Origin of the sequence: Halanaeroarchaeum sp. HSR-CO (assembly GCF_024972755.1) — an archaeon.
Taxonomy (GTDB): Archaea; Halobacteriota; Halobacteria; order Halobacteriales; family Halobacteriaceae; genus Halanaeroarchaeum.
This window is the reverse complement of record NZ_CP087724.1, coordinates 1,453,833-1,479,005: the sequence shown is the minus strand read 5'-3', so window position 1 is coordinate 1,479,005 and position 25,173 is coordinate 1,453,833. Positions and strand designations below refer to the sequence as shown.

Sequence of the window (25,173 nt, the reverse complement as noted above, 5' to 3'; positions counted from 1 at the left end):
GTGTTATAGAAATCGGCCAAACTCCTCAGATCTGAGCGAATCGATATCCCTATCCGCACATGGTCAGGGTGGATGTTCTCCAGCGTTGATGTTGACTACCGACCCCTCATCGAGCGCCTGTCGCCACAAGAGGTGAACGGCACGGGCGACGAGGTCGACCGAGGGCTCACTAAGACACGATACCTCCACGTCACCATCCACGCTTGACGCCTCTGGTGGCGGATGGAAATGTCGGTCGTCGGTGGGTGCTGAGAAGTCGTGGGGGTGGAGGTCCCAGCGGAGGTCCTGCGCTGTCTCATCCGAGTAGTGGATGTTATAGTCGTCCATCGTCGTCCATCGAACCGTGAATACGGTGTCCGCTGTCTCCCCCACACCGTACGGAATCGTGAGCCGGAGTTCGCGGGGATCTAGTCTGTCATCGATCTCGCCCGAGGCCATTGGTTCGATCGCGGTGAATGCATCTCGAAACGCGTCGAGTTTCCCCACGTCGATTGCACCTCGAAGCGTATGTGATTCGCTGTCTCCGCTGTCGAAGTGCATCAGACTGCCTCGGCGGCTCCAGTGGCGTCTTCGACCCCGCTGAGCGCGAGTGCGACTTCGGCGAATGCGAGGTTTCGCCTTGTCGTTCGCCACTCCATGAGCGTCTCCGCATCGATATCTGCGTGGCCCCGGACGGCCTCCTCGGGAGTATTGGCGCCGAAGCGGTCACCGTACTCTCGAAGCTCTTCGCGCATCTCCAAGACGCGTCGTGAGAGGGTCTCGGTGTCCGTTTCGTCGAGGATACGGCGGGCCTTTTCGAGCGCGAGCGAGTCGGTATCGCGCTGATATAGCGTCGCCTTCGAGTCTGGTGCCCCGGTCTCCGCCACGTAGCCGTGCTCGGCCAGGGACCGAAGGTGTTTGCGGGCAGTCTGCTCCGACGTGAGGGCTTTTTCGGCGATAGTAGCCGCACTCAGAGGCTCGTACGCTGTCCGCATCACGGACCGCACGCGGTCGAATGGACTGGTCTCCTTTTTCCAGTCTTCTCTGGCACGCTCGTTCACGTCCTCGAACGGCGGGGCGGGGTCTGGCATCGGAAAAACGTACGTAACGCAAGTATATCATTCTATGGAATGCTATTCTTGTCATTGGCGGCAGGTTCGCTCCAGTAGGGAGGGGAAACCAATGAGGACCGACATAGCAAGCCACTCCCGAAATTCAATTTAATGGTTATCGAGTGAGAGCGTTTTCAGTAATGGCAGCTACGCTCACAGAACCCACCGTTCTCGCTGCCGCTAAAGATACGCTCTATCCAGACCTCAACGCAAGCTCCGACCACTACGCAGTCACGGAAACTCAGTTCACAAAACCCTCATGGGGCGGGTGGCAGATCCCCGACAAAGTACATCAGCGCCTAGCACCGTTCAACACCATTCGACTCACGAACGGAGAGCCTGACCTCCTCGGCGTCGGAATGCCGGCTCTCGAGGTCCTGAACGCCGACGCTGCAACGACTCCAGTCACGGTAATCGAAGCGAAAGGCCACAACAGCGATCCGAGCGCCGCCGACGTCAAAACCGGCATCAACCAGGCCCACGGCCACCTGTCCGAAGTCAACATCGGGTACGTCGCCGCCCCAATCCAGAGCATCACCGACCAGGCACGGGCACTGGCCCGCGACCTCAACATCGGTGTCATCGGCGTCGAAAGCCCCTACGACGCAACGCTGGTCGAACCCGCTCGCGTCACCGGCGTCGGTGACTTCTCCATCACTATCGATGCAATCCGATTCCAAGCCACGACGCACCAACTCACAGAAGGCAGCTTCCCAGTCAATCACCCGAAGAACTACCTCGGCTACGCACTCGCTCTCGCCGCCGATGGCGATACACGTGACATCTACGCCGAACACGTGATCAACAGCGTCTCAGGTGGCCGCCGCGGCGCAATCCTCCTCGGTCTCGTCGACAATCGACCGGACGGAGAGACACTCACGCACCTCGGTGCAGAAGTCGTCCGCTTTGCCCGCACTCAACACGGGACCGTCGATGCTGCACTCGACGAATTCGCTTCCTGGAAAGGCCGCCCCACACGGTTCACCGAACTCGCTCCACGATGGGCGCAACTCGCCCGTTCGGTTGCTATCCAGTACGAGCCAACGCAACTCATCGTCGAAGCTCTCGAACGCCTCCACCAACGCGGCATCAACTCCGCTACCATCGACGACGTCGTCCACGAAGCCTGCCGCATCAACCAACCACTGGCCGTGGAAGTATTCATCACCCAATCTAGGCGCGAAGACGTGCTCACTGCTGACGGTGACATCGACGAATCAGTGCTTACCGACCCAACCGTGTACAAATCGGGGATCCACTTTCAGTTCAAGTACCACCTTCGTCACATCGGCCTTCTCACCGAGGGAGGGACTGATGACAAGACTGCCGTACTCACCAACGAGTGGGCGTTGGAACACCCAGTTGATCTCGAAGTCATCACAATCTAGTTCCCATCGTCACTTCGAGACGTCACTGCTCACTCGGCACCTTATTGAGGTTCAATCTTCAATCGGTAGTCGCAAATCACGTTACCGGAAATCAGCTATCTCTTCGGAATCTAATGCCACCGGTGGAGCCGGCCATCGCGGGCGACCACGGTGCCTGCGTCCGCGTTGTTATCCATTGCTCGGACAGCTGGCGCGCCGGCACCTCGTCGAGATCGTAGATAAGTGTATAGTCGTCTACGGCCGGCTCCGCCTCGTTGGCGGAGAGGAGGTTCGCCGCGGCGCCGCCCTTCGCGACGGCGCCGTAGAACTGGTCGACTCGACGACCAGGTGGACGATGCCGAGGAACGTCGTTGACCCTGCCTCGTTCGTGCTAGTGGCGTCACCTCCGAGACGGTTAGAGAGACAGAACCGGCATTTCGTCTGGCCGTCTGGGACTGACGCCCCACAGGACCGGCACTGACCGCCATCGGCGGCCGTCGGCGCATCAGGGTAGCCACCAGAGATCGTCGCGACGTGTTGCCATCGGGGGCACCCTCATACCCGTCGTCCAGCCTCGTGTCCGGAATGTGGGACGCCGCCCCGGTCGGCCGCAGTTCCTCAAAGTCAGTATATCGGTTGTGCATCCGTTGGCTCGTAGCTTCTGTCGGTATCGCATTTCAACGTCCGGACGCCTATGCTCACGGGGCACTCTTGATTATGCGAGAGAGTACGAACATATATGGGAATACAGCGCCAACACTCTCGCAAGAGGTGCCACACATGTCCGAATCCTCGCGAGATGGGGTCCAGTCGTGGACTGAGTCGATGAGCGCCCGCGACCGCATTCGAGCGGTCGCCGAGACGGTTCGTGAACCGCGGTCGGTCAACTGGATCAGCGAGCAGGCCGACGCCGCCTGGAGCACGACCAACGAGGAACTCCAGGATCTCGTCGACCAGGGCCAGCTGCGTCGCGTCGAGGCCGGCGAGACCACGCGCTATCAGCCGGACTACACGCGCTTGCTCTTCGAGGAAATCCGGACGCTCATCGAAGAGAACACGCGTGAGGAGCTTCGCAACGAATTGGCTGCGATCACCGAGGAGATCGAAGAGTGGCAGGCGACCTACGACGTCGAGACGTGGGAGGAGCTCGAACAGTCGCTCGCCAACGGCGACCTCGCAAGTGACGAACTCCGCGAGCGCCGCGACGTCATCGCGTTCTGGCGTGAGAACGAGGGGGATCGTCGCCTCATCAAGCACGCGCTGGAACTCTACTCTGACGTCGAAGCCGCCCGCGAGCAGGTGACCGACGTGGCTGACCGCGCCATGAGCTAATCCTTCTCTCACAGAATGATCTTTCTCGCCGGTCGCGACCGCTATACACAGCGGACCCTCCTCCGCGACGTTCACGACCGATTGACGAACCAGCCAGGGTGTGAAGAAGTCCGCTATCGCCCGTCTCGACGCCGACCCCGGTACGTCATCGCAGATGTTGACCCGACGACGTTCCTGAGTGATTCCTACGATGCGGCGACCGCACGACTCGAGATTCGCTTCTGGTACCCCGCCGGCGTCGACCACGAATACTACCGCATCAACTGGGTCGAACCGGACCGAAATCTGATGCTCGGCTTCCACCAGGACGCCGATCACCCGGACCTTGGCCCCTGTCACATCCAACTCAATCACGAAGACACGCCGGTTGATCGACATCGCGCATCGTTTCTCGATGCGCACCCGCTCGCTGTCATCGATGACCGACTACAACAGTTCCCGGCGACGGTAGAGGCGATTCGATGGGAGAACGGGACGCCATCGCTCCCTACCTGGCCAGTATAGACCGCGAGTTCATCGATTACCAGCCCACAGTCCTCGCAGACCGTTTCGACCGCGTTCGTGGTGACTCGGTCGTCGCCCTCGGGGCATTGGTTCGCACTCGATTCCGTCCGGACGTCCTCGTCGAATCCGCTCTCGTAGATGTCTCTGGTTCCCCTCGTTCTCACCGTGTTCAGGGAACCCGCCAGTTCGGCGCGCACCTCACCCATTGAGGGGTAAATATACTCTACCCTCACCTTCGACGAGATGACTGTAGTGAGGCAAAGTGGGGCACACACGTCGTATATTTACATCAACGCCTCGCACCGTACAACACGATTCGTCTTGCCGACGGTGAACCTGATCTCCTCGGCGTCGGTATGCCTGCCCTCGAAGTCTTGAACGCCGACGCCACTACAACGCCTGTCGCCGTCATCGAAGCGAAAGGCCACAACAACGACCCGAGCGCGGCTGACGTCAGAACCGGTATCGATCAAGCACACGGCCACCTGTCCGAAGTCAACATCGGGTACGTCGCCGCCCCCATCCAGAGCATTTCGGACCAGGCACGTGCGCTGGCCCGGAATCTGAATGTCGGCGTCATCGGCGTCGAAAGCCCCCACGACGCAACGCTCATCGAACCTGCCCGTGTTACTGGAGGCGGTGATTTCTCCACCACCATCGATGCAATCCGGTTCCAAGCCACAACGCATCGACTCACCGAAGGCAGCTTCCCGGTGAATCACCCGAAGAACTACCTCGGCTACGCGCTCGCTCTCGCCGCCGATGGCGACACACCGGGTATCTACTCCGAGCACGTAATCAACAGCGTATCAGGTGGCCGCCGGGGGCAATTCTGCTAAGACTTGTCGATAACCAGCCTAATGGGGAGACACTCACACACCTCGGCGCAGAAGTCGTCCGCTTCGCCCGCCACCAACACGGAAGCATCGCTGCCGCACTTGACGAATTCGCTTCGTGGAAAGGCCGCTCTAAACCGTTCACCGACCTTGCTCCCAGATGGGCACAACTCGCCCGCTCAGTCGCCATCCAGTACGAGCCAACGCAACTCATCGTCGAAGCTCTCGAACGCCTCCACCAACGCGGCATCAATCCCGCTACCATCGACGCCGTCGTCAGAGAAGCCTGCCGTATCAACCAACCACTCTCCGTGGAGGTGTTCGTCACCCAATCCAGGCGCGAAGACGTACTCACCGCCGACGGCGACATCGACGAATCAGTGCTTACCGATCCGACCGTGTACAAATCTGGCATTCACTTCCAGTTCAAGTACCATCTCTACCACATTGGGTTGCTCACCGAGGGTGGGACCGATGACAAAGACGAGGTACTGTCTAACCCTTGGGCGCTCAATTATGCAACTGGGTTCTAACGGACACGCACATTTTCTGCACATTCCTCGGTTGACCGTTTTACCTCGATGATGTGGTTCCCAACCCCTGGTAGCAAGATTGTTGTATCTTCTCCAAATTGTTCGCCACAGTAGTACTGAACTACGAAGCGGCGCCACAACTAACATGATGCTACCAGACGCGCTCAACATCGAGAGGTCAGTGGAGATTGGCACACTTGTCCTCGACATCGAAACTGCGAGCCCGTTCAAAGAGCCGCCGGAGAACGCGAACAAAACTCACTCGCTCCGCTCGTTGCGGTGCTTGCTTCGTCCGCCTTCCCCAACCGGTCAGCCACTTTCGTAGCCCCCGATCTCTTTTTCAGAATGCTATCCCAGGCAAAGAGTTTCATCCCTTGCAACAGTCGTGGGCGTAAGGCCGGTGTGAGCGTATATGTATCAATACGAAGCCGTGGAGCAGGTGATGGAGGAAAACGGTGGATATGCGACGCTAAAGCATCTGTACGAGCACGCGCCCCACGTCAAGGAGAGCGAATGGGGCACGAAAACACCGAATGCCAGCATTCGTAGGATCGTCCAGCGCCAGGATCAGTTCTTCAAGATTCGCCCCGGACTCTGGGGGCTGGAGGAATACCGAGTGGAGTTACCCGAGCACCTCCGCACCGAGGGGGTCACACCCGAGAAGGAACAGCAGTACGATCACACCTATTACCAGGGGCTGCTGGCGGAGATCGGGAATATGCGGGCGACGGAAACCTGGATCCCATCTCAAGACAAGAACCAAGCCTTCCTAGATCGGACTCTGGCAGACGTCAGGACGTTGGAGAGCATTCCGGAGTTCGGGTACAAGCGGATGGTCCGTCGAGCAAGGACGGTCGACGTCGTCTGGTTCAACCACCGCCGAATGCCGGATAGCCTGCTGGAGGTCGAGTTCTCCACAGACTTCCAGAATTCGCTTCACAAATTCCTCGACCTGCAGGATTACTACACGAACTTCATTATCGTCGCTGACGAGACCCGGAAGGATCAGTTCAAAAAGCGGTTGGGGCAGAGTGGGTTCGAGGTGATTCGTGACCGTGTCGAGTTCGTGAATTTCGATGAAGTCGTCAGGCTTCATACGGCGACGGACAACGCAGATGGGATTGTCCAGCGGCTGTAGAGGTTGTTTTTCCCATTTTGTCTCCTGCTGGCATTCGGATGGTCAAGAGGCTCAATTAGGGTTTAAGCTGTTCTATCGACAAAATCAGAAAAACAACGTAGTCTCTTCCCCAATATCAAGGATATCTTGTCACTTCCAGGCCTGTTAACATACGTACGTACTGCGCATTGGTTCGGGCGGTAGCCGGTAGAATCTTTGAATAGTGTTCCATTTCGCATTCCAGGCCAGCTTCTCCAGTTCGTCGTAGATTGAGCGGAAGATCCCCGATTCGGCGAAAAGCCGATCGCCATTCGCCTAAGCTGTATTCGGCCACTCATGAACAGGAAGTTACTGCCATGTGGAGTTACCCAGAGGAGACGTCGTCTCCTTGAAGTTGAGTACTTGAACGAAGAAGTCTTGGAAGAACTGGGTTGCCGGCTCTCAGGTGGACCGGTACTCGCGTTCAAACTTATCGAATGACGACTCCTCGTCCAACCCTCGTCGAATCTCCTTGGTTTGTTCTTCAGTCATGAATATCGAATTTGGGGGGGGGGCGTTATCTTCTATGTAAATGTACATACAGCACTAGGCTTGGTCACCCGTCTTATAAGTTAATTTGACCCTCTCGTCTTACTGAGTTGGGTGCGGACGTGAGAGTCGGATAGGACACCCTGAGAGAAACGGGGGTTCAGTCGGAGACGCTCCAGAGTAGAGAGTTCCCGACTTTTCTGCTGGTGACCTGACCTTCGGATTCGAGTGACTGGAGTCGCGTGTACGCCGTCCGACGGGTGCAGCCGACAGTTTCGGCTATCTCCGACGTTCCTGCCATCCCGCCAAGTGATTGAATGGCATCGATGAAATCAGAATCTGGGTAGCTCGTTGTATATCTCCCAGACTCTTCCTCTCGATCTTTTCCCGGCACGATATCCATTTCGTGGACACTACCTATGTAGGTGATGGGTCATTCCCCATTTCCTATGTCGGTGATGGGCAAAGCTTATACCATTACACGATGTAGGAGATGGTGTGAAAGCTCAGTCCCCTGGGGCAGTTCTACTGAGAGAACGCCCGAGTGCTAGGACACTCGGACTGGGGTTTCACACCAGGTGAAAACCCATGGATAAGTCAGAATCCCCGAAGCAAGAGGCTATCGGTGCCCGGTTAATTGAAGACATATCAGAATTATTACAATATTCGCCCGGGGTAGGGGCCGCGACGTGTCAAGTGTGCGGCTCTTCTTTCGAACCAGGCGATACGGTCGTTGCGTACGTATTCCGCCCGGCTGGCGAATCGAAGTTCCAGGTGGGCAACATACTCTGCGGAAATAAAACACACGCCCACCCGACGGAATTCACCCTGGGCGTGCGCGAACTGCTGGTGGAGGGCCGACTCCAGCAACCCTCCGAGGCAGAATCGCCGTCGCTCGTGATCGCCGACCCAGCGATACTGGCAGTGAGCGAGCCGTCGACGAAGTCGGCACAGAAGACGCTGTCCGACACTGACCCTGACCAGGGAGTGACCGCCCGGGACGCCCAACCGAGGACTTCACTGGGCGAACCCCGCCCCCGAGCGAACCAGCCCGCCCACCCGGGACTCGGGGGTGACCGATAATGACCACAACCACCCCCGAGTGGCAGGATTCACATCTCGACATCGACGTCGACCCGCCAGTCGATGTCGATGCAATGCTCCTGCCCGACCTATACGTCGGCCTCGAAATCGACCTGCTGGCCCCCGGGGATGGGCTCGTCACGGACCGCCATCATGCCTCCGCGGACCGCTACGAGGCGGATGACCCGATGAACCAGATCGAGGGCCAGATCTCGCCGTTCACGCTGTCAGGCTGGCTCCGACACGGCTGCGAACAGGTTGTCCAGACTGCCGGCGCGACGGCGTGCCACCCGGGCGAGCCCAACGCGGACTACATGCGCGCGAACGTGTACGAACGCGACCTCGATGCGGGCTATCACGAGAAAGGGACCTGTCTCGATGACCACGACGATGGCTGTGTCATCTACGACCTGTTCGGGGGCTTCGGCTCCCAACCAGGCAAACTCCTGCGCCGGCCGGTATCCTTCTCGCCGATCCGCCGTCACGTCGACGTCCTCGATGGCGAAGCGGAAGCCCACTTCAGGCAGATCTCGAATCAGGTGCGCTCGCGCAACGAAGACGACGGCGGCCAGCCACTCCGCCAGGCCGACCGGGACGTGCTCGGGAACGTCGAGGGCACGTGGAAGCTGACGCTGCGAGAGCTCAAACCGGAGTTCGTTGGCCTGCTCATCGAGGCCGTCGCCTTCCTCGATGCCCACAGTGATGAATTCGAATTCCAGCTCGGCGGCGCCCGCAACTTCGGGGCCGGCGTCGCGGACGTCTGGGTCGTGAACCCACTGTACACCGAGGCCGAGGTGCGTCGCGTGTTCAACCGGGCCCAGGGGACGACCTCGGCAATGGAAGACAAAGACGAGCGATGGCGGACGGAGCTCCGCGACGAGTTCGTCAGGGCGCTCCAGGCCCGCACCGCGATGCGTGATGGCGACCTGCCGATGCCCTCGCTGGACGGTGAGGAGGCATGACCGCGGAGTCACCGGCGACGACAGCAACCGACGCCCAGCCGACCGAGGTCCCACCCATGCTCGCGGTGTATCGCCACGATATCCACAAACTGCGCGGCCGGTCACACACGGCGGCGAGCGAGACGGCCGCCGGCGTCCGCGTGAACGAGACGGTGCCCCGCGGCGCGGACGGCGATGCAGCCTTGCTGAGTCGGCCGCGCGGTGACCCCGAGCAGACCGTGCCCGCGCACGCGCTGCCGTTTCGGCTCTCTCTTTTGTCGGGCGAGATCGCAACAGACCAGCGGGGCGTCGACGCGTTCAGGGCCCCGACCCGGGACCTGGCACAGATTGATGACCCCGAACGCGCACACAGGGCGTGGCTGGACTCGAAGGCCGCGGCGGCGTTCAACGAGGCCGCCCACTACCCGTACACGTCGCTGAAGTACCACGTCCTGCTGACGGCGGCACTACTGTCCAATTACCGCGACGGCGCGACATTCGATGCACTGTCGCTGGTCGTCGACGATGCTGACACGCCAGTGACGCCCCATCGAACCGTACTGCAGGCGGGCCCGGTATCACTGCGCGTGACCGCGGACCCGGACGGCCGTCCAGCTGCATCGCTGGGAGCCGCGCCGACCCGTTCGTTCGCGGACGTCTGGGCGCGACTGCCGACGTCACCGATCGATGTCGACGCCGACCGCCGGTGGCGTATCCTGGACGCACAGCTGCGACGGCTTCGGTCGTGGTCGACGGCGCTGCAGTTCATCGAGGAGTACATCGCCGCGACAGACGGAGGTGGGCGATGATACACATCAACGCGTGGAGACGAAACGAAGGGGGCAAGCGCCGATGACGGCGATCCAGCAGGTCCTCTTCGAGCTGGAGACGCCGTACATGGGCCATCCATACTTCGTCACCGGGAACGCACTGGCCACCGCCATCGCACGCCGCGTCGACGATGCCGCAGTGCGTAAAAATCTACAGGTGAGCCACGGCCAGTTCGTCCCCGGCGAGTACGGCAACTATCCACCAGCGGCCTCCCAGGATGGCTATGCGGCCAAGCTGGGCCAGACACTGCCACCGGTCGAGGCCTACGAAGACCTGTTCGTGTTCCGCGACGCGGCCCAGCGCTGGCTCCTGGATTCCCGGCCGCGAGATGCACATAACGCCCTCGACCTCCAGCAGCACGGCGATCGCATCGCGTTCGCCGATATGTGCTGGTTCGGCAGGCCCGAGGGGAGTCACAATCACCGCCGGTCGATGCAGTGGTACCTGCACGCGTATCTGCATACCGATGGGTCCGATGCGGCCCTGCCACTGTCGACGGACGTCCTGGAAGGCCTGCGCGTCGGCGGCAGTCGCAATTACGGTTTCGGGCGTTTGTCGGTCGCGGACACACAGCTGGTAACGCTGGAGGACCTCGATTACTCGCGGCTGGCCGACGCGGATGCCTACCAGCTCGACGTGCTCACGCCCTATGTCCTACGGACCGAGCACCCGGACGCGGATGACCAGTCGGTGCCCTGGTGGTGGGGCGTGCCCGACGGTGGCCTGCGCCGCCGGGAGACACGACTCGTCGATGGGGCCGAGACCTACACGCTCGAGACGGTCGACCACGGCCAGGTGCTCACGTACACCGGACGCGACCCGGTAGCGACCGCGAGAAATGGTGTCTTGCGTGTCGGCACGCACTCGCGGTTCGGGTTCGGCGAGCTACGGGTTCGGCCGGCGAGTGTTGATCGGGTGCCCGAACGTACAGACGCTGCGACGGGAGGTGAGTCCTGATGGCCCTGGAGCAGGTCGCCTTCGATATCGAGACGACCGGGTTCGACGCCAACGACGAGGTGACGGTCATCGGGTTTGGACTGTCGATGGGGGTGCGTGTGATGGTCCAGACCGGCGGGCGCTCGCCCAGCGACGTCGAGGCGGTTGTGGAGGCCGCGACGAAGACGCTGGTCAACGTCTCTATCCATCCATCGGAGCGGGCGGTGTTGGCGGCCGTTGCCGACTTCGTCGAACGGCGATTGCACGATGAGGATATTCTGCTGGTCGCGTACAACGGCGAGCGCTGGAACGGCGGCTTCGACCTGCCGTTTCTGCGGACCCGGTACGCCCAGCTGGATATCGCCTGGCCCTTCGAGGACGTCCCCTACGCCGACTTGCTGCCGCTGGTCAGCGACCGGTTCAATACGACCGTCGATGGCGAGGAGTACGGCGACCTTGCAACGGCCTACGCTGTGCTGGGCGATGGCACACACGGCGACCACGACCCCTTCGATGAGAGCGCAGAAGCCGTCACCGCCTTCGAGGACGGCCGATTCGCAGACCTCGCCGTCCACAACGTGGCGGACGTCCTGCGAACGCGTGAACTCGGCCAGGTCGCCGAGCGGTACTGTGCGAAATCCGAGTTCCAGATCAAATCGCTCACGCCAACGAGGTCGACCTGAGATGGGTGCCGACAACGCTCGATCCGGTACGGGCCCCACCCGGGTTCGTGACTGGGTCGTGCCGCCCGATTCGTCGTGAGTACTGGCGCGATGACCGTCTCCGATTGAAGCGATATCCCACGCACACAGCCGTTCGTTGCATCGCCAATCCAGCAAGCCAATCACGACACAAATGACGACGACAGAAACACGCACGCACGACGACACGGATCGAACAGACACCGCATCCAGCGATGCACCATCGGACCAGCACCCCACGCACGGGTACAACGAATCGGTCGATGCAGAGACCCGGCAGCGAGTCCTCGATAAGTACGATCATCGCTGTCAGGCATGTGGTCGACGCGGTCCGGAGCAAGGTGGCCTGGCGACGATGCAGGTTCACCACATCGACCGCGATCCCGCTGAGATGGACGAGCACGATATCCAGAACCTCACGCTGCTGTGCCGGTCCTGCCATAACTGGCTCCACCAGCAGTCGACACCCGAGGACTCGCCCGTCGAGATCACCGAAGCCGACCAGAGCGTTCTCCTTCCGCAGGATATCGAGATACTCCGCTATCTCGAACGCCAGGGCCCAACGCGAACGGGAGATATCGCCTCCAATCTCTCCGCCGATCTCACGGTCTCATCCGTCCGTCAGCGCCTCTGGGCGCTGATGGGGCTGGATAATCTCGTCGAGTCCAGGGACAGGCAGATCGTCGATAAGGACATCGATACGGGGGAATGGGGGCTCGCAGAGCAGATCGAGAACTCGGCTCGCGGGCACATTCCTGACGACCCGCAGCTGTTAGTGCAACGAGTCGAAGACGAACAGGTGCGCCAGGCACTCGACCGCGGTGTCGACCGCCAGAACGTCACCGAGGTGCTCGGCATCGCCCGGCGCACGAGTTTCAATAAACAAAAACGCGCCGCTGCGTACGGCTTTCCCCTTGCCGCGTTCAATCGCGGTGGGCGGCCCAAGCGGGGTACCCGGCCAGTCGACAACGCTTCTGGGGAAGCGAAGACCGAAGAGAGCGACGCACAGCGCCGGCTCGATGACGTCGACGATCAGGCGTCTCGCGATGGTGAATCCGTGACGTGGACGCGGTCGCAGGATGCAGTCGACCTGCAGTCACTGATAGCGGCGCGTGACGGTTCCGAGTCGGTGGATGATACCGGGACTGAATTGCGTACACATCTCCGAGAGGCGATTACCGCCTTAGAAGAGGTGGAACGAGAGCTATAGCGGTCGAGTCAGATATCGTCGGTCGTATTGGTCGAGCAATCAGGCGCATCTGCTTCGGTCGTTCGACCAGGGAGTAACCGGTGGAATACGATTCGATGCGCGATACGCATTAGAGGGAACAATCGGCGTTTAGCGGTCTGACATCGAATTGCGCCATCTCGAACACTCACTGTTCAATTGGCATCCGAATATCCGGTCATGCCTGAGGAAAACGCCACATATCGGTGACTATCCCTGTGAGACAACGTTTGCCAGGTGACCGTGTTGGGTGTCTGCCTCGATGAAGATGCCAAACGGTACGTGCGCATCTCGAAGATCGGACCGGAGTCAATCGATTCGGGAGGCGATTGCATGGTATTCGGTGAATTGCGAGTCTGCAACGACCAGTACGACCGATGACTTACAGACAACGTCTCAGATGGTGTCAAAAATTACGAGCGTAGGCAGTTGTCCGCTTCCGAAAAACGCTCCGTCCTCTTCGCCGACCTCATCGTTTCGTCCATCGGGGACGCCTGGAAACAATAACTATCCGGTCGTCATTTTTTCAGCATTTTCGTGGCTTTCACGCCGAACACATTTCACAGTGGATGCCGTGTGCTATTGAACGATGTCTATTGACCGAAATACCTTCGAGAACACGAGCGAGGAGGAGCTCGCGGGCCTTTCGGTCCCAGACCAAGTCCTCGGATTTCTAGTTGCCAACGATGATCGAGCGTTCAAGGCGCGCGAAATTGCCTCCCAGATCGGCGTTGCCGAAGGCGCTGTTAGCACAGCACTTTCACGGTTGAAAGACCGTAGTCTGGTCGAACACAAGGCGACGTACTGGACGCGCGACCTCGAAGAGCATCTCGTCGCGACGCCAGCGGAGTGACCCAAACACTCTTTACTGTTTCGCTGTAAACTGTAATCAAGAACAAATCGTGACACGCACCTCAAACCGCGCCGATGGCGACATCGTTCAGGACTTCCTCGCGGTCGCTGACCTCCTCGAGGAGCCACAGCTGGCCCAGCTGTATGCGTATCTCGCCCGGGAGGGCGAGGCGACCGTCCAGGAGGTGATGGAAGACCTCGAGCTTGCTCAGGGGACCGCCTACAGCTACGTCAATCGGCTCGTCGACGCCGGCGTCGTCGACGTTACCGACGACGAGCAGCCGCGCCGGTACGCCGCCCGGGAGATCGACCTGACCGTAACCACGGCCGCCGGGGAACGCGAGTACACGATCACGCCGGCGCTCATCGACGCCGTCGGCCGCCGAGAGACGGACGCCGACATCGACACCTACATCGACCGCCACGGCGTCGCCGACCTCGCAACGGCGCTCACCTACGCGGTTGCTCGGGAACGTGGCGAGGTGACCCACCGTCTGATGGCCGAAGATCTGGACATCTCGCCGCTAGCCGCGGAGATGATTCTGCAGGCACTCCGGCCCGTCGTCCACGAACATTACGACATCGAGGAGGCAGGAGCGGGACTCGACGAGTTGGACATCGACGGCGACGGCAATGACGACGCGTGAGCCGGCTCCACATTGCCGACACCGGCCTGTTCGTTGCGATGGGGCAGCCGTCGAACAGTCGCTATCAGGCCGTTCGGCGGTTCGCTCGCCGGAACGATGTCACCTTCGTCCTACCTGAACGGGTGTACGAGGAGCTGACCGTCGACGAACCCGACGTCAAGGCGCCACCCGTCGACACCGCGATCGACGAAGGCTGGGCGACGGTTGCGGCGCCGCTGGAGTTCTCCGAACCTGTCGTCTCGCGGGTGATGGACGGCGTCCAGCGGTACATTGCGAATGCAGACGACCGCCCTGCCGACGAGGTCGAGCGTGCCGACGCCGCCCTCGCCGCCCTCGCTGCCCAGCATCTCAGCGCGGGGACGGCGACCGGGGTGTACATCTACACGACCGATATCGCGGCCGGCGAGGGGGCCGAAACCGTGCTCGCGAGTGAGGGGTACGGTGACTCGGTGACGTTCGTGAACGGGTTCCGGTTCATCGAGGACCTAGTCGCCGACGAAAGCTGACGCTATTCGGGGTCAAGGTCACGAGCGTCGAGGTCGCCGGCGAGATATTGCTCTCCCGTTCGCGTGAAATCGTAGACGCCGTTTCCGAGGTGGACGAGGAGTCCGTATTCGACCAGCGTTTTGCCGCGGGCATTGAGTGTTGGCGAGAGAAGCGCACTCGATCGCTGTCCGCTATTTCTTATAGTTCTGATATTCTTACCGCTCATCACGTCCAGTCGTTCACCGAATTCGAGTTCGGCCATCTGGAATCCACTGATTGATCGCCTGCCAGATTCAAGTGTAGAAAACGCAATTTATCACCTGAAGTTGCCTGCAATCACAATCAATTGATTTCGGCAGCCAAAATATTTATTGCTATTATTCATGTTAGTTAACGGAGGGAAGTGTTCAGCACGGGCGAAGGTCAAAGAGACCGACTCCGTGTGGGGGGTGGACACTTCTTCCGGTGGCCCGAGAAGCGGCGCCACGCCACGGCCGCTTCTACCGCCACTTTCCAGCGGTGAGGAAAGAGAAGGACTCTGCCGCCAGTCCTTTCTGGTACGGGCAATCGTACATTCTGAACCGGTGAAAGCAAGAACTACCGTACAACTTCTGGTGAATCGCCTCGGGCTCAAGCCCCGAGGCTTCCTGCTTCGATGACGCGCTTTGCAGACACCGTAGTGGTGTCCGTAGGGAGCGCAGTCTCCACAGGCGTCGATTCGGGCCATCCCAGCCCTAACTCAGAAAATCCGCGTTGCAGGACATTCATCGCCGCATTTGCATCACGGTCACACTCAAACCCACACGAGGGGCAGGAGTGTTCCCTGACCCAGATAGGCTTCGCCGTCTCCACACCGCACGACGCACACTCTTTTGTCGTCCCTTCGGGTTCAACCTGCTTGACGTGACAACCGTACAGGTCAGCCTTGTATTCGAGGAGGGTGATGAACTGTCGCCACGCCGCATCCTGCTTGTTCCGAGCATTATGCGACTGCTCCAACATCCCCTTCACGTCCAAGTCTTCAACGAATACAGCGTCGTACTCGCGGACGAGCCACGTCGTGAGTTTGTGCTGGTAGTCAAGCACCTTCCGCCGAATATGCCGCTTGACCTTCGCTACTTCTCGGCGTTGTTTCTCGTAGTTGTTTGACCCCTTATCCTTGCGAGACAGCTTGCGTTGTTCGCGGCGGAGTCGGTCGTACTCGTCTTCGAGGTCGAGCCAATCCACAGTCTTGCCATCCGAGGTGTGAATGTAGTTGAGGATGCCGAGGTCAATTCCGACGCTGTTGCTCGCGTCGAGCGAGTCCACGTCGGGTTTCTCAGGCAGGTCAACGTCGTCAGTTTCGAGGCCGAAGGAGACGAACCAGTCGCCGGTAGTCTCTTTCTTGACTGTGACTTCTTTGATGTCCGCTTCATCGGGGATTTCGCGGTGGTAGCGAATAGGGATGTCTCCGATTTTGGAGAGACAGAGTGTCGCGTGTCGGCCACTCGTGTTTTTGAGTTCGAAGCCGGACTGCGAAAACGTCATACTCTGGAACTCTCTCGGTGACTTCCACTTGAGTTTCCCTACCCTGTTCCCGTTCTCTTTCTGGTCGTTCAGGTTCGAGAGGTTCTGGTAGAACCGTGTGACGGTTCGTTGTAGTGCTTTCGAGTTAACCTCTGAGAAGACGGGGAACTCGTCTTTCCAACCAGGGAGTCGGTAGTGGTGTTTGTACGCGGAGCCGATGTTGTTGGCGTCCACGTTCTCGTACTCGTACAGCGTGTAGTTGTACGCTTGGCGATGAATGTCGATGTGACGTTCCAGTTCAGCCGCTACCTCTTGTGTCGGATATACGGGGTAGCGATGACTGTACTCCATCGCTGTCTCTTGATTCGGGATATGTTAACTTAATGGTTTGTATCACAGAGTGTCGGCTTCAACCCCGGGGTCAAGCCCCGGGGCATTCGCCTCGACCGCCTGTAAAACGAGTTTCAAGAAGAAAACTCCATTTACCACCATGGGGGGGATTCAGCGGGATTCTATTACGAGCCAGCCGAGGGCGAAGAGCTTTGCACGGAATTCGTACAGGCGGTTGCAAAGGCTCACGATGAGGACGTGATCGCTCAAAAGAGGCTCATCAGTGAGGACATCAACACAGACGCGCTTGATGGACTCTTCCAGGACCGCAATCTCAAGATGACTCTCCAGTTCGAGGCAGATTCGACGACGGTTACGATCATTGCTGACGAGAGCGGACGCCCAATCATCAAAATCGAATCGCACCGCTAGGTATAGGCTGGTACCCCACGGCTGAATCGGCCAAGCCTCCGCAATGGAATCGATCACGCAGACACCGAGGCCCCAACAATCGAATGGGCTGTAACCTGTTCGTCGACGGAGGCTACCATCGAGGTCACGGATTCGAATGCTCCGATACCGGAGATGGAACGCGAAGTGCTCAGGGGCTCGCAGGAAATCGAGCCATTATTGCATGGCAGCGGCCTGAGTCTCTGGCTTGTCAGCCATATCGTTCGAAGCGCAAATGGACGCCTGGAATTCCATGAACGCACACCCACTGGAAATCGTGTACTGATTCACCTGCCAACGAACAGTCCAGCAAATTTCTTGACTGAAACTGCTGGCTAGAATTCATACTTCCATTTCGTGGTGGTAATCGGGAAGGAGTCCTCTGTCATGAGCAATTGCAAACCTTCACGATTTTGGGGAATGATATCACCTACCGAGTCTGGCAATGATATTGCAGGGCCAGAAACCCTTTTCAGAGACTGGTCATGTGAGAGACTTGCTGGGATGAAGTGGGGTGACACCGAATCCCAAGATAGCCACGAGCATCACCCGGAAGCCATCTCCTGCCCAGGCGTCCTGGTAATCCATGTCCACTGATGTTTTTGGATACACCCGTTCGAGAACCTCGACTGTTGATTGGGGGTACCAATGGGGGTCACCCTTTGACGACCTCGAACGTCAGGTCGCCCGAGACTGTCGCCGTCATGTCTTGCTGGTCGTCGCTGGTCCCGTTGCTGTCATCCTCGTCCTCATACGGGTCCGGTGGCCACAGGATGGTGACTGTGGCTACGTCCCCGTCGCGGTCTCCGCCAATTCGAATATCTTCTGAGTCGTAGACGATGAAATTAACTCTAACGACCCAGTCCAGCGCTCGCTCTCGAATATCCATCCCGTAATTTGGCTCCCAGTGCCATTCCGGAGCGCACCCGGTGTCCATGAGCGAGAATTCGACGTCACGCGTGATGGTCGCTTGAGTGGGGTCCGGGTTGGCAACGTCTATCGTCTGGGAGGGGTGGGGTTCATCACAGTCCGCGGGGCCTTGTGTCTCTTCGTATTCCGCGTCCGTCAGAAACGTCGCCTTCGCTACCTCGGAGGTAATGACCGAAGCGTCATAACTCCCGGTAAGGGTCCCGGTCAGCAGGACGTCTTCGAGCGATTCTCCTTCTGCCATTTCGATGGTACTGTCGGTAACGTTCACGGTTGCGTCGGTCTGCGCTTTGGCCGGTTCCGAGAAATGCCAGGCCACACCCGCGGCGCCAGCGCCACCAATGGCGGCAGCACTGCCGAGTTGTTTCAAGACGCTCCGTCGGCGCTGCTGTTGGAATCCTTCCCCGATCATCGACAGCTCCCACCCATCACGATACTATTCGCCCCTCTATTCGCCAACTCGTCTGGTTCATTGTGGTTGGACATCCTTCGGTCTCCTCCTCACTGGCGAGCTTATCAGCAGTAGACTACACTCCTCCAGGAACCTTCATATATGTCGATTGTTCGACGTGATTTGCATGGGGTAAGATTTGCCATATCGTCAATTACATCACAAATACCAAGTTGTCTCTCCCTATGGATAGTATATTTTTACTATCAAATCTATTACTATGTTTGCATCTTCTTTCGCCGACAGCCGGAGGGTTCCCTGTCGAGGGGATAATCTGGTTTCTTCCGGATAGCGATTATCCCCCGAAGTACTAGATAAATTATATTATTTTTGCCTCTGGATATGTGTTCCCCTCCCCTTTCCCACCGTTCGGACGCCCCCACTGCTTCAACAATGTAAGTAACTCTCTAACCGTTTGGCCAACCCTTCAGTCACCATCATCCAATTACCCTCGGTATTACAAAGTATAGGCGACCGGACTACTCGCTCAATGAAAGTTGCGACAATCGGAGTCGGGAACGGTGGCGGGAAAGTCGTCGATGCTTTCCTCACCGTGGCGAATGAGACCGGTCGCGACGTTATTAGCGATGCGTTCTCGCTCAACACCGCGGAGTCGGATTTGAGTGTATTGAAACAGGTCCCTGATTCGAAACAGATACTGCTCACCTCGCCGGAAATGCGGGGGTCAGGAACTGGAAACAAGCCCGAACTCGGCGCGGAACTGATGGAAGAAAACCTGAACATCGTGAAGAACGCGCTGAACTCGATACCGCTTCACTCGACTGAAGCGATTCTCCTGGTCGCAACCCTGGGCGGTGGCACCGGAAGTGGCGGGGCCCCAGTTCTCACCAAGCAATTACAGAAGTGGTACGATCTTCCGGTGTTCGGCCTCGGGATCCTCCCGAATGAGCAGGGCCATCTGGAGTTCAACGCCGCGCGTTCGTTTATGGATTTTGGGAAGGTAACCGATAATTTGTTCGTCGTCGACAACGCTCGATACTTGAGCTCGGACGAGTCGATTCAGGAGAATTACCGGCGCATTAACCGGGATATCGCCGTGAAGTGGGTAGAATTCTTGAGTGCGGGTGAACCCTCCAACGAGGCCGCTGAAATGGTTATTGACGCGGCTGATCTCTTCGCCGTATTAGAAATGGGAGGCATCTCGGTGCTCGGTTCCGCCTCGAAGAGTGCGGAGTCATCGAATCACGGATTGCTCGACAAATTCCGGACTAACGGCCAAGAAGTCGACCGGAAAACATTGACGCGGAAAATGGTCGACACAGTCAAAGCGGCAACGCATAACCTCACGATGGATGCAGAACTCCATACGGCCGAAGGAGCCATCCTCCTCGTGTCAGGCCCGCCTGCTGAGATGACCCAGCAAGGTATCGATCAAGCACGACAGTACATAACCGATTTGACTGGTGCACAGCGAATCGCTCACGGCGATAATCCACGACCCGGGTCACAGGAAATATCAGTGGCAGTACTCTTCTCGAACATCGGCACCGCTCATCGGGTTGACGAACTCAAGCGACGGGGGAAAGATGCCAAAGAAGAGATCGAACAGAAAAGACAAAAGCGGGCTAACAAGCAAGAAAACATGTTCTCCGATTCGGACAACGAACTCGGATCGGTGGTCGACTACAAATCGCCGTAACGAGCGTGAGGAATGTTGCCATTCGCTACCGTGGTTGACCGTCCGAGGAAAACGCTGATATCCAATTCGAGGGATGGACCACGGTCGTGGCAGTGTGTGAAGCCAGCAGAAGCGCCGCTCAGTGGACGCGCAGTCGACGCGTATGAACACTCTGAAATATTCCAACCGCAGGAAAGAAGCAAACTGAACGCCAGGGGAGCTAGCCCCATCATCGATCCCACCGTAGGAGGTTCCCTCACAGACGGGAACCCAGGCCACGAGCTCAACCCGCGTCAACCAGGTCTTGTGGGTCACTGATGGCTTCCGCAACTCCCTCCAGGTTCCAGAGGTTGATCAAAGCGATACACCGAGATCTCGTGCTACTGCACACCCGGTGGATGGGACTCCTATTTCCCCAGCAGGACGTGTCCGACGGATTCGGCCTCAAACGGTGGGTACCGACCAGCACATCTGGGTGGGTAATCTACCAATTGTGGTCGGTCATCGGGACGCCAGCTCTCTTCGTTATTTACCCGCTCGCGCTTCTGGGGCTCATTGTACGGTATTATGCCTGGCGAATCGGGAGGATCGCATTCGATCTCGGCGTCATCGGGGCGGCACTCGTATCCGCGGCAGGGTGGGGGATTCTGCTCGCGGTGGCGTACCTCTATGGTATCCCGTTCGAAGGAATCGTTTCCGTCGCGATCGCCAGCGTGGTAGCGATTAGTTCTGCGGTCTTCGCAATGGGGTTCGCTCGGGTGGACGGCCGATGGACGACTGTGCTGCTATCCTATCCGTTTGCCGTGACCGCGTTATTTCTCCCGCCGGTGGTCACGGCACTGTATTCCCAGACGATCGCTGAGGTGGTATTTCCGATGAGCATTCGGGTGGCGAACTGGATCCTGGGTAACATCTTGACTGTCGGCGACATCAACGCCATCCTGGTAGAACAGTTCGATCTCGTCGGGATTGCCTACATTGGGATGTGGGTTGCAATCTCCGTTCCCATCGGCTGGTTGCTGGGGTTCTTGGTCACCCTTGCAGATCTCACGCGCCCCCGAACCGAGGCACCCGAAAAAAGCGAGTCTCGAATTCCCGGCCAGGATTGATAACGAAGAGGAAACGGGTCACGCCGACGAAGCCTCGGTAAGTTACGGAAAATCGAGGAGAAAGCCCCGTGCTTTAGCGCGGGGATGAATCCGACAAACTCTCAACAACCGACATTATCAAGTAACCCGGCGTCGTGCAGTGCGGTGAGACAGCTCGCGTAAACTCTCAATCGGAAGAACCGGGGTCGCTTCCCGCTGATACGGACGGTTCCACGCCCACCACCGGCAAACCCGGTGGGGAGTACGTGGTTGAGGGTCATCCGCCGTCCTCACAGTACCCCTACCCGTCACTGGAGACGGTCGGCAAAGACCGCGCACACGAGGGGGTGACAGCACATCAAAACACGCCCCGTTCGCGGTTGCACTCCGCCCTCGTCGGCGGAGTACGGTCGATGGCACGACCCGTGTCCGCCCCGTTCCAACCGTGGGCGGTTGCCCGGTATTCGGACGCTTCGGTCAAGCGGTATCGGGTACGGCACAAGCGGATACCGCGTCCCACTCGGACGTTGAATACGCCATACCCTCGTTTCGAGGGCCGACGTGTAGCGCACGAACCCGGTACTCACCACGCGGGGTGAGGAAGTTGCCTTCGGGGTAGCGTTGGACGGTCCGACGCCCCACGGAGGAATCCTCGCGCTTCAGCGCGGGGAGGGTGTCAATGCTGTGCTGGCTTGGCGACGCCGGGGACGGATACTGAGTCGAGGGCGTCAGAGACGATGCTTTCTGGGTCGATATCGCGGACAGAGGCGTCAGTCGTCCGGACGACGCGGTGGGCGAATAGTGGCTTGGCCAGCGTCTTCACGTCCTGTGGCGTGACGTAGTCTCGTCCCTGGATGAGTGCGTAGCCGCGGACGGCTTCGAACATTTTCTGGACACCACGCGGTGAGACGCCGATATTGGCGTGGGGGTTTTCACGCGTTGCGGCGGCCACATCGATGATGTAGTCCCGGACAGGTCCATCGACGCTGATTGTCTCCGCGGTAGCCTGCAACTGGCGGATTTCGTGTGCATCGGTCACGGCCTCAGTCGACGGGTCCTGGTGGCGGCGACTGGCGCGCTGGTCGAGCAGTTCGCGTTCGCCTTCCTTGCCGGGATAGCCCATTGCCGTCTTGACCGAGAAGCGGTCACGCTGTGCCTCGGGCAATTCGAATGTGCCCTTCTGCTCGATAGGGTTCTGCGTGGCGATGAGGAAAAATGGGGTTGGTAACTGGTAGGTCTCACCATCAACGCTGACCTGGCCTTCACCCATGGACTCCAGGAGGGCGGCCTGTGTCTTGGGTGGTGCGCGGTTGATCTCGTCTGCCAGGACGATGTTGGCGAATAGTGGGCCTTTGGAGAACTCGAATTCCTGGGTTTTCTCATTATAGACGTGACTGCCGGTCACGTCTGCAGGCAGGAGGTCTGGCGTGAACTGAATTCGACTAAAGGAGACGCCGAGCGCCTCGGCGAGCATCTGCGCGGCGACGATCTTGCCGGTCCCGGGGACGTCTTCGAGGTGGACGTGACCACGAGAGATAACGCCCGTCACTAGAATGAGACAACAATGCAGAGTGAGGATGAGACAACGCAGGCGAATGCGCTAGCGGCGCTCGGGAAGATTGCGTCGAACTACCCGGACGCCGCGGAACCCATTGTAGACGAGTTAGTGACGGTATTGGACGCTGACGCGAAACGCGTTCGAAATAATGCGGTTGGATTGCTCGCGGATTTTGCACAGGAACATCCCTCGGTCGTGATTGAATATGCTGATCAGATTGCCGCGCGGTTAGAAGACAACAATATTCATGCACGGGTGAATGCGGCGATCACACTCCAGCGGGCAGGTGAGGCTGATCCCGCTGCGATTCGAACACAGCAGGAACACCTCGAATCCGCATTAGAGGATCCGAGTCCGGAAGTCTGAGCGAATGTGTGCACGCTGATTGGGAATGCAAACGTGGACGTCCCTATCGAGAAACTTGAGGAGGTGAAGGAGAACGATTTGGATGAGACAGTGCGTGACCGAGCGGGCTGGGGGATTTCGCGACTGAGATGAGGCAGCGTTGGGTGGCGTCTACAGCTGTATCGGTGTCGAATCGAGATTGATTTAGAGTCTATGTACGCTGAGCGGCTATGGGATCAATAAACGACGAGGAGACTCAACGAAAGAGCCTGTCGACACGTGAGTCGCAAGCACTGTCACGGCTTGCAAGCGAGAACCGGCAGGTCATCACCATTAGTGACATCGCGGACGTCCTCGACATCTCGCGGAGGTCGGCCAAAGACATGGCGTATGCCCTCAAGGAGAAAGGCTGGCTAGAGCGGATCGCCCATGGGAAGTATCTCATCCTGCCGCTCGCTGCGGGCGAGAACGCCGTGTATACCGAACACGAGTTCGTCATCGCATCAGCACTCGTAGACCCGATATACATCGGGTACTGGAGCGCATTGAACCACCACGGGCTGACAGAGCAGATGTCCCGAACGGTGTACATCGTGACGACAGAGCGCGCCCGAGAGCGTGAAATCCACGGGGTCACGTATCGACCCGTGACTGTCACGGAGCAGAAGTTCTTCGGCTATCAACTGACGGCGGTCGGATCGAACCAGGTGAACATAGCGAGCATCGAGAAAACCCTGGTCGATTGCGCCGACCACCCCGAGTTCTGCGGGGGTATCAGCGAGCTTGCGAAGGCGATGCAGAACGCTGTCGACACGCAATGTTCGTGGGAGCGAGTCGTCGAGTACCTGCGGCGAGTTGGGAACGGTGCCGCAACGAAACGACTCGTGTATCTCGCCGACCAGTTGGACATCGACCTTCCCGAGTACCATGACCTCGCCGAGAACTTCACAACTGGCTACCCACTGCTCGATCCGACGAGAGAAGCGAAGGGTACCCGCGACAGCACGTACCAGCTCCGTCTGAACGTCGCTCCCGAATCGTTCCTCCCGGATGAGTTCTCATGATCTCTAAAGCGCAACTTCGACGGCAGGCCAGAGAGTTAGATGTTCGCCTCGGCTACGCGGAGAAGAACTACGTCAATTCGTGGATTCTCTGGGCAATCTACAAGAGTTCGTACGGTGACAACCTGCTGTTCAAGGGCGGCACTGCGCTCAGCAAGTTGTACTTCCCGGAGACGTGGCGCTACTCGGAAGACCTCGATTTCGGTGTCGAGGGGGAGAATCATGGGAGCGAAGCGGAGTTGCAAAGCACATTGGACGACGCGACCAGAGCTTCTGGTATCGACTTCGAGGTGACCAAACCCCGCGAATTACAGAAAGAAGCGTATCCGACGCACTACGTCGATATTGACATCCAGTACACCGCTGTGCTCGGTCACAGGAACACAACGAGTCTCGACGTGATGATCGACGAATACGTGGCGTTTGACTCCGTGACCCATCACCACCGCTACGAAGACGTCCCAGAATTCGAGGTGACCGCGTACAGCCTAGAGGAGATCTTCGCGGAGAAGTTGCGAGCACTCTATCAGCGGTCACAGGCTCGTGACTACTACGACCTCTATCGAATGATTACGGAGGCCGACGTTGATGACTCGGTTATTCTTCCGGCACTCGGGCAGAAGTGTGACCACGACGGACTGGACATCGACCTGCGGGACGAGCTGCCCGAAGAGAGACGGGCCGAGATCCGAGACGGCTGGCAGCACACGCTTCCCGATTTGGTCGCAGATCTCCCCGAGTTCAGTGTCGTGTATGAAGCGCTTGAGGACTACGTCGATTCGCTGGTAGACGGGTAGCAGTATTA

The 25,173-nt window shown here is 58.8% G+C and carries 25 protein-coding genes and 5 pseudogenes; 22 read left to right on the top strand and 8 right to left on the bottom strand.

Going from position 1 to position 25,173, the window contains the following annotated elements:
• Nucleotides 1-63 precede the first annotated feature (63 nt).
• Together HSRCO_RS07685 and HSRCO_RS07680 are read right to left on the bottom strand one after the other, a co-directional pair.
• Nucleotides 64-540 carry a hypothetical protein gene (locus tag HSRCO_RS07685; RefSeq protein ID WP_259517023.1) on the bottom strand — a complete coding sequence of 159 codons (477 nt, stop codon included), beginning with the start codon at nucleotides 538-540 and terminating at the stop codon, nucleotides 64-66.
• On the bottom strand, nucleotides 540-1,070 hold the full coding sequence (locus tag HSRCO_RS07680) for a hypothetical protein (RefSeq protein ID WP_259517022.1): 531 nt from the start codon (nucleotides 1,068-1,070) through the stop codon (nucleotides 540-542). The genes HSRCO_RS07685 and HSRCO_RS07680 overlap by 1 nt, the downstream gene beginning before the upstream one ends.
• A 161-nt stretch (nucleotides 1,071-1,231) precedes the next feature.
• Between HSRCO_RS07680 and HSRCO_RS07675 the strand changes: the two genes are divergently transcribed.
• A complete protein-coding gene (locus tag HSRCO_RS07675; protein ID WP_259517021.1) occupies nucleotides 1,232-2,479 on the top strand; it encodes a hypothetical protein in 1,248 nt (415 codons plus the stop codon).
• 172 nt (nucleotides 2,480-2,651) lie between these two features.
• Here the strand turns inward: HSRCO_RS07675 and HSRCO_RS14595 are convergent.
• Nucleotides 2,652-3,102 (bottom strand): annotated as a pseudogene (locus HSRCO_RS14595) (hypothetical protein); the annotation flags it as partial.
• Between the two features lie 136 nt (nucleotides 3,103-3,238).
• On the opposite strand from HSRCO_RS14595, the gene HSRCO_RS07670 reads away from it, so the two are divergent.
• The gene (locus tag HSRCO_RS07670) at nucleotides 3,239-3,790 is read left to right on the top strand and encodes a hypothetical protein (RefSeq protein WP_259517020.1); all 552 of its coding nucleotides are present in this window, start codon (nucleotides 3,239-3,241) and stop codon (nucleotides 3,788-3,790) included.
• Nucleotides 3,791-3,805: 15 nt separating this feature from the next.
• Nucleotides 3,806-4,294, top strand: coding sequence for a hypothetical protein (locus HSRCO_RS07665; protein WP_259517019.1), 489 nt, complete (start codon nucleotides 3,806-3,808; stop codon nucleotides 4,292-4,294).
• Here HSRCO_RS07665 and HSRCO_RS14590 read toward each other — a convergent pair.
• Nucleotides 4,285-4,500 (bottom strand): annotated as a pseudogene (locus HSRCO_RS14590) (transcription initiation factor IIB family protein); the annotation flags it as partial. The gene HSRCO_RS07665 and the pseudogene HSRCO_RS14590 sit on opposite strands and share 10 nt — an antisense overlap.
• Before the next feature lie 150 nt (nucleotides 4,501-4,650).
• Here HSRCO_RS14590 and HSRCO_RS07655 point away from each other — a divergent pair.
• The 12 genes and pseudogenes from HSRCO_RS07655 (at nucleotide 4,651) to HSRCO_RS07600 (ending at nucleotide 15,033) form a co-directional block, all read left to right on the top strand.
• The gene (locus HSRCO_RS07655; protein WP_259517016.1) at nucleotides 4,651-5,133 is read left to right on the top strand and encodes a hypothetical protein; all 483 of its coding nucleotides are present in this window, start codon (nucleotides 4,651-4,653) and stop codon (nucleotides 5,131-5,133) included.
• Between the two features lie 314 nt (nucleotides 5,134-5,447).
• Nucleotides 5,448-5,663, top strand: a complete 216-nt coding sequence (locus HSRCO_RS07650; RefSeq protein WP_259517014.1) for a hypothetical protein — start codon at nucleotides 5,448-5,450, stop codon at nucleotides 5,661-5,663.
• A 412-nt stretch (nucleotides 5,664-6,075) separates the two neighbouring features.
• Nucleotides 6,076-6,801: a hypothetical protein gene (locus HSRCO_RS07645; RefSeq protein WP_259517013.1), complete on the top strand. Its 726-nt coding sequence runs from the start codon at nucleotides 6,076-6,078 to the stop codon at nucleotides 6,799-6,801.
• A 1,281-nt stretch (nucleotides 6,802-8,082) separates the two neighbouring features.
• Nucleotides 8,083-8,391 (top strand): hypothetical protein, encoded by a 309-nt coding sequence (locus HSRCO_RS07640; protein WP_259517012.1) that lies wholly within the window; start codon nucleotides 8,083-8,085, stop codon nucleotides 8,389-8,391.
• On the top strand, nucleotides 8,391-9,353 hold the full coding sequence (locus tag HSRCO_RS07635; protein ID WP_259517010.1) for a hypothetical protein: 963 nt from the start codon (nucleotides 8,391-8,393) through the stop codon (nucleotides 9,351-9,353). The genes HSRCO_RS07640 and HSRCO_RS07635 overlap by 1 nt, the downstream gene beginning before the upstream one ends.
• Nucleotides 9,350-10,141: a hypothetical protein gene (locus HSRCO_RS07630; protein WP_259517009.1), complete on the top strand. Its 792-nt coding sequence runs from the start codon at nucleotides 9,350-9,352 to the stop codon at nucleotides 10,139-10,141. Before HSRCO_RS07635 ends, HSRCO_RS07630 begins: the two co-directional genes overlap by 4 nt.
• Nucleotides 10,142-10,184: 43 nt before the next feature.
• A complete protein-coding gene (locus tag HSRCO_RS07625) occupies nucleotides 10,185-11,120 on the top strand; it encodes a hypothetical protein (protein ID WP_259517007.1) in 936 nt (311 codons plus the stop codon).
• A complete protein-coding gene (locus HSRCO_RS07620) occupies nucleotides 11,120-11,782 on the top strand; it encodes a ribonuclease H-like domain-containing protein (RefSeq protein WP_259517006.1) in 663 nt (220 codons plus the stop codon). The genes HSRCO_RS07625 and HSRCO_RS07620 overlap by 1 nt, the downstream gene beginning before the upstream one ends.
• 172 nt (nucleotides 11,783-11,954) lie before the next feature.
• Nucleotides 11,955-13,010: an HNH endonuclease gene (locus HSRCO_RS07615; protein ID WP_259517005.1), complete on the top strand. Its 1,056-nt coding sequence runs from the start codon at nucleotides 11,955-11,957 to the stop codon at nucleotides 13,008-13,010.
• Nucleotides 13,011-13,617: 607 nt separating this feature from the next.
• A pseudogene (locus HSRCO_RS07610) lies at nucleotides 13,618-13,836 on the top strand (MarR family transcriptional regulator); the annotation flags it as partial.
• Nucleotides 13,837-13,930: 94 nt separating this feature from the next.
• Entirely contained in the window at nucleotides 13,931-14,527 is a 597-nt protein-coding gene (locus HSRCO_RS07605; RefSeq protein ID WP_259517003.1) for a helix-turn-helix domain-containing protein, read from the top strand.
• On the top strand, nucleotides 14,524-15,033 hold the full coding sequence (locus HSRCO_RS07600) for a hypothetical protein (protein WP_259517002.1): 510 nt from the start codon (nucleotides 14,524-14,526) through the stop codon (nucleotides 15,031-15,033). Before HSRCO_RS07605 ends, HSRCO_RS07600 begins: the two co-directional genes overlap by 4 nt.
• 2 nt (nucleotides 15,034-15,035) lie before the next feature.
• Here HSRCO_RS07600 and HSRCO_RS07595 read toward each other — a convergent pair.
• Nucleotides 15,036-15,211: pseudogene (locus HSRCO_RS07595) on the bottom strand (MarR family transcriptional regulator); the annotation flags it as partial.
• 432 nt (nucleotides 15,212-15,643) lie between these two features.
• Complete coding sequence (locus HSRCO_RS07590) at nucleotides 15,644-16,870, bottom strand: transposase (RefSeq protein WP_259516999.1); 1,227 nt, start codon at nucleotides 16,868-16,870, stop codon at nucleotides 15,644-15,646.
• Between the two features lie 237 nt (nucleotides 16,871-17,107).
• On the opposite strand from HSRCO_RS07590, the gene HSRCO_RS14585 reads away from it, so the two are divergent.
• Complete coding sequence (locus HSRCO_RS14585; RefSeq protein ID WP_396266387.1) at nucleotides 17,108-17,281, top strand: hypothetical protein; 174 nt, start codon at nucleotides 17,108-17,110, stop codon at nucleotides 17,279-17,281.
• Nucleotides 17,282-17,302: 21 nt separating this feature from the next.
• A complete protein-coding gene (locus tag HSRCO_RS14580) occupies nucleotides 17,303-17,638 on the top strand; it encodes an ATP-binding protein (protein ID WP_396266429.1) in 336 nt (111 codons plus the stop codon).
• 316 nt (nucleotides 17,639-17,954) lie between these two features.
• Here the strand turns inward: HSRCO_RS14580 and HSRCO_RS07580 are convergent, their stop codons facing one another.
• Nucleotides 17,955-18,638: a hypothetical protein gene (locus HSRCO_RS07580; protein ID WP_259516997.1), complete on the bottom strand. Its 684-nt coding sequence runs from the start codon at nucleotides 18,636-18,638 to the stop codon at nucleotides 17,955-17,957.
• Nucleotides 18,639-19,167: 529 nt separating this feature from the next.
• On the opposite strand from HSRCO_RS07580, the gene HSRCO_RS07575 reads away from it, so the two are divergent.
• Both HSRCO_RS07575 and HSRCO_RS07570 read left to right on the top strand, forming a co-directional pair.
• A complete protein-coding gene (locus tag HSRCO_RS07575; RefSeq protein ID WP_259516996.1) occupies nucleotides 19,168-20,337 on the top strand; it encodes a hypothetical protein in 1,170 nt (389 codons plus the stop codon).
• A gap of 296 nt (nucleotides 20,338-20,633) precedes the next feature.
• Nucleotides 20,634-21,425 (top strand): hypothetical protein, encoded by a 792-nt coding sequence (locus tag HSRCO_RS07570; RefSeq protein WP_259516995.1) that lies wholly within the window; start codon nucleotides 20,634-20,636, stop codon nucleotides 21,423-21,425.
• A 655-nt stretch (nucleotides 21,426-22,080) separates the two neighbouring features.
• On the opposite strand, the pseudogene HSRCO_RS07565 reads toward HSRCO_RS07570, so the two are convergent.
• A pseudogene (locus HSRCO_RS07565) lies at nucleotides 22,081-22,956 on the bottom strand (AAA family ATPase); the annotation flags it as partial.
• Nucleotides 22,957-22,968: 12 nt separating this feature from the next.
• Between HSRCO_RS07565 and HSRCO_RS07560 the strand changes: the two are divergent.
• From HSRCO_RS07560 to HSRCO_RS07550, 3 genes are all read left to right on the top strand, one after another.
• Entirely contained in the window at nucleotides 22,969-23,328 is a 360-nt protein-coding gene (locus HSRCO_RS07560) for a hypothetical protein (protein WP_259516994.1), read from the top strand.
• A gap of 209 nt (nucleotides 23,329-23,537) precedes the next feature.
• Nucleotides 23,538-24,371 (top strand): type IV toxin-antitoxin system AbiEi family antitoxin domain-containing protein, encoded by an 834-nt coding sequence (locus HSRCO_RS07555; protein ID WP_259516993.1) that lies wholly within the window; start codon nucleotides 23,538-23,540, stop codon nucleotides 24,369-24,371.
• The gene (locus HSRCO_RS07550; protein WP_259516992.1) at nucleotides 24,368-25,165 is read left to right on the top strand and encodes a nucleotidyl transferase AbiEii/AbiGii toxin family protein; all 798 of its coding nucleotides are present in this window, start codon (nucleotides 24,368-24,370) and stop codon (nucleotides 25,163-25,165) included. The genes HSRCO_RS07555 and HSRCO_RS07550 overlap by 4 nt, the downstream gene beginning before the upstream one ends.
• Nucleotides 25,166-25,173 lie beyond the last annotated feature (8 nt).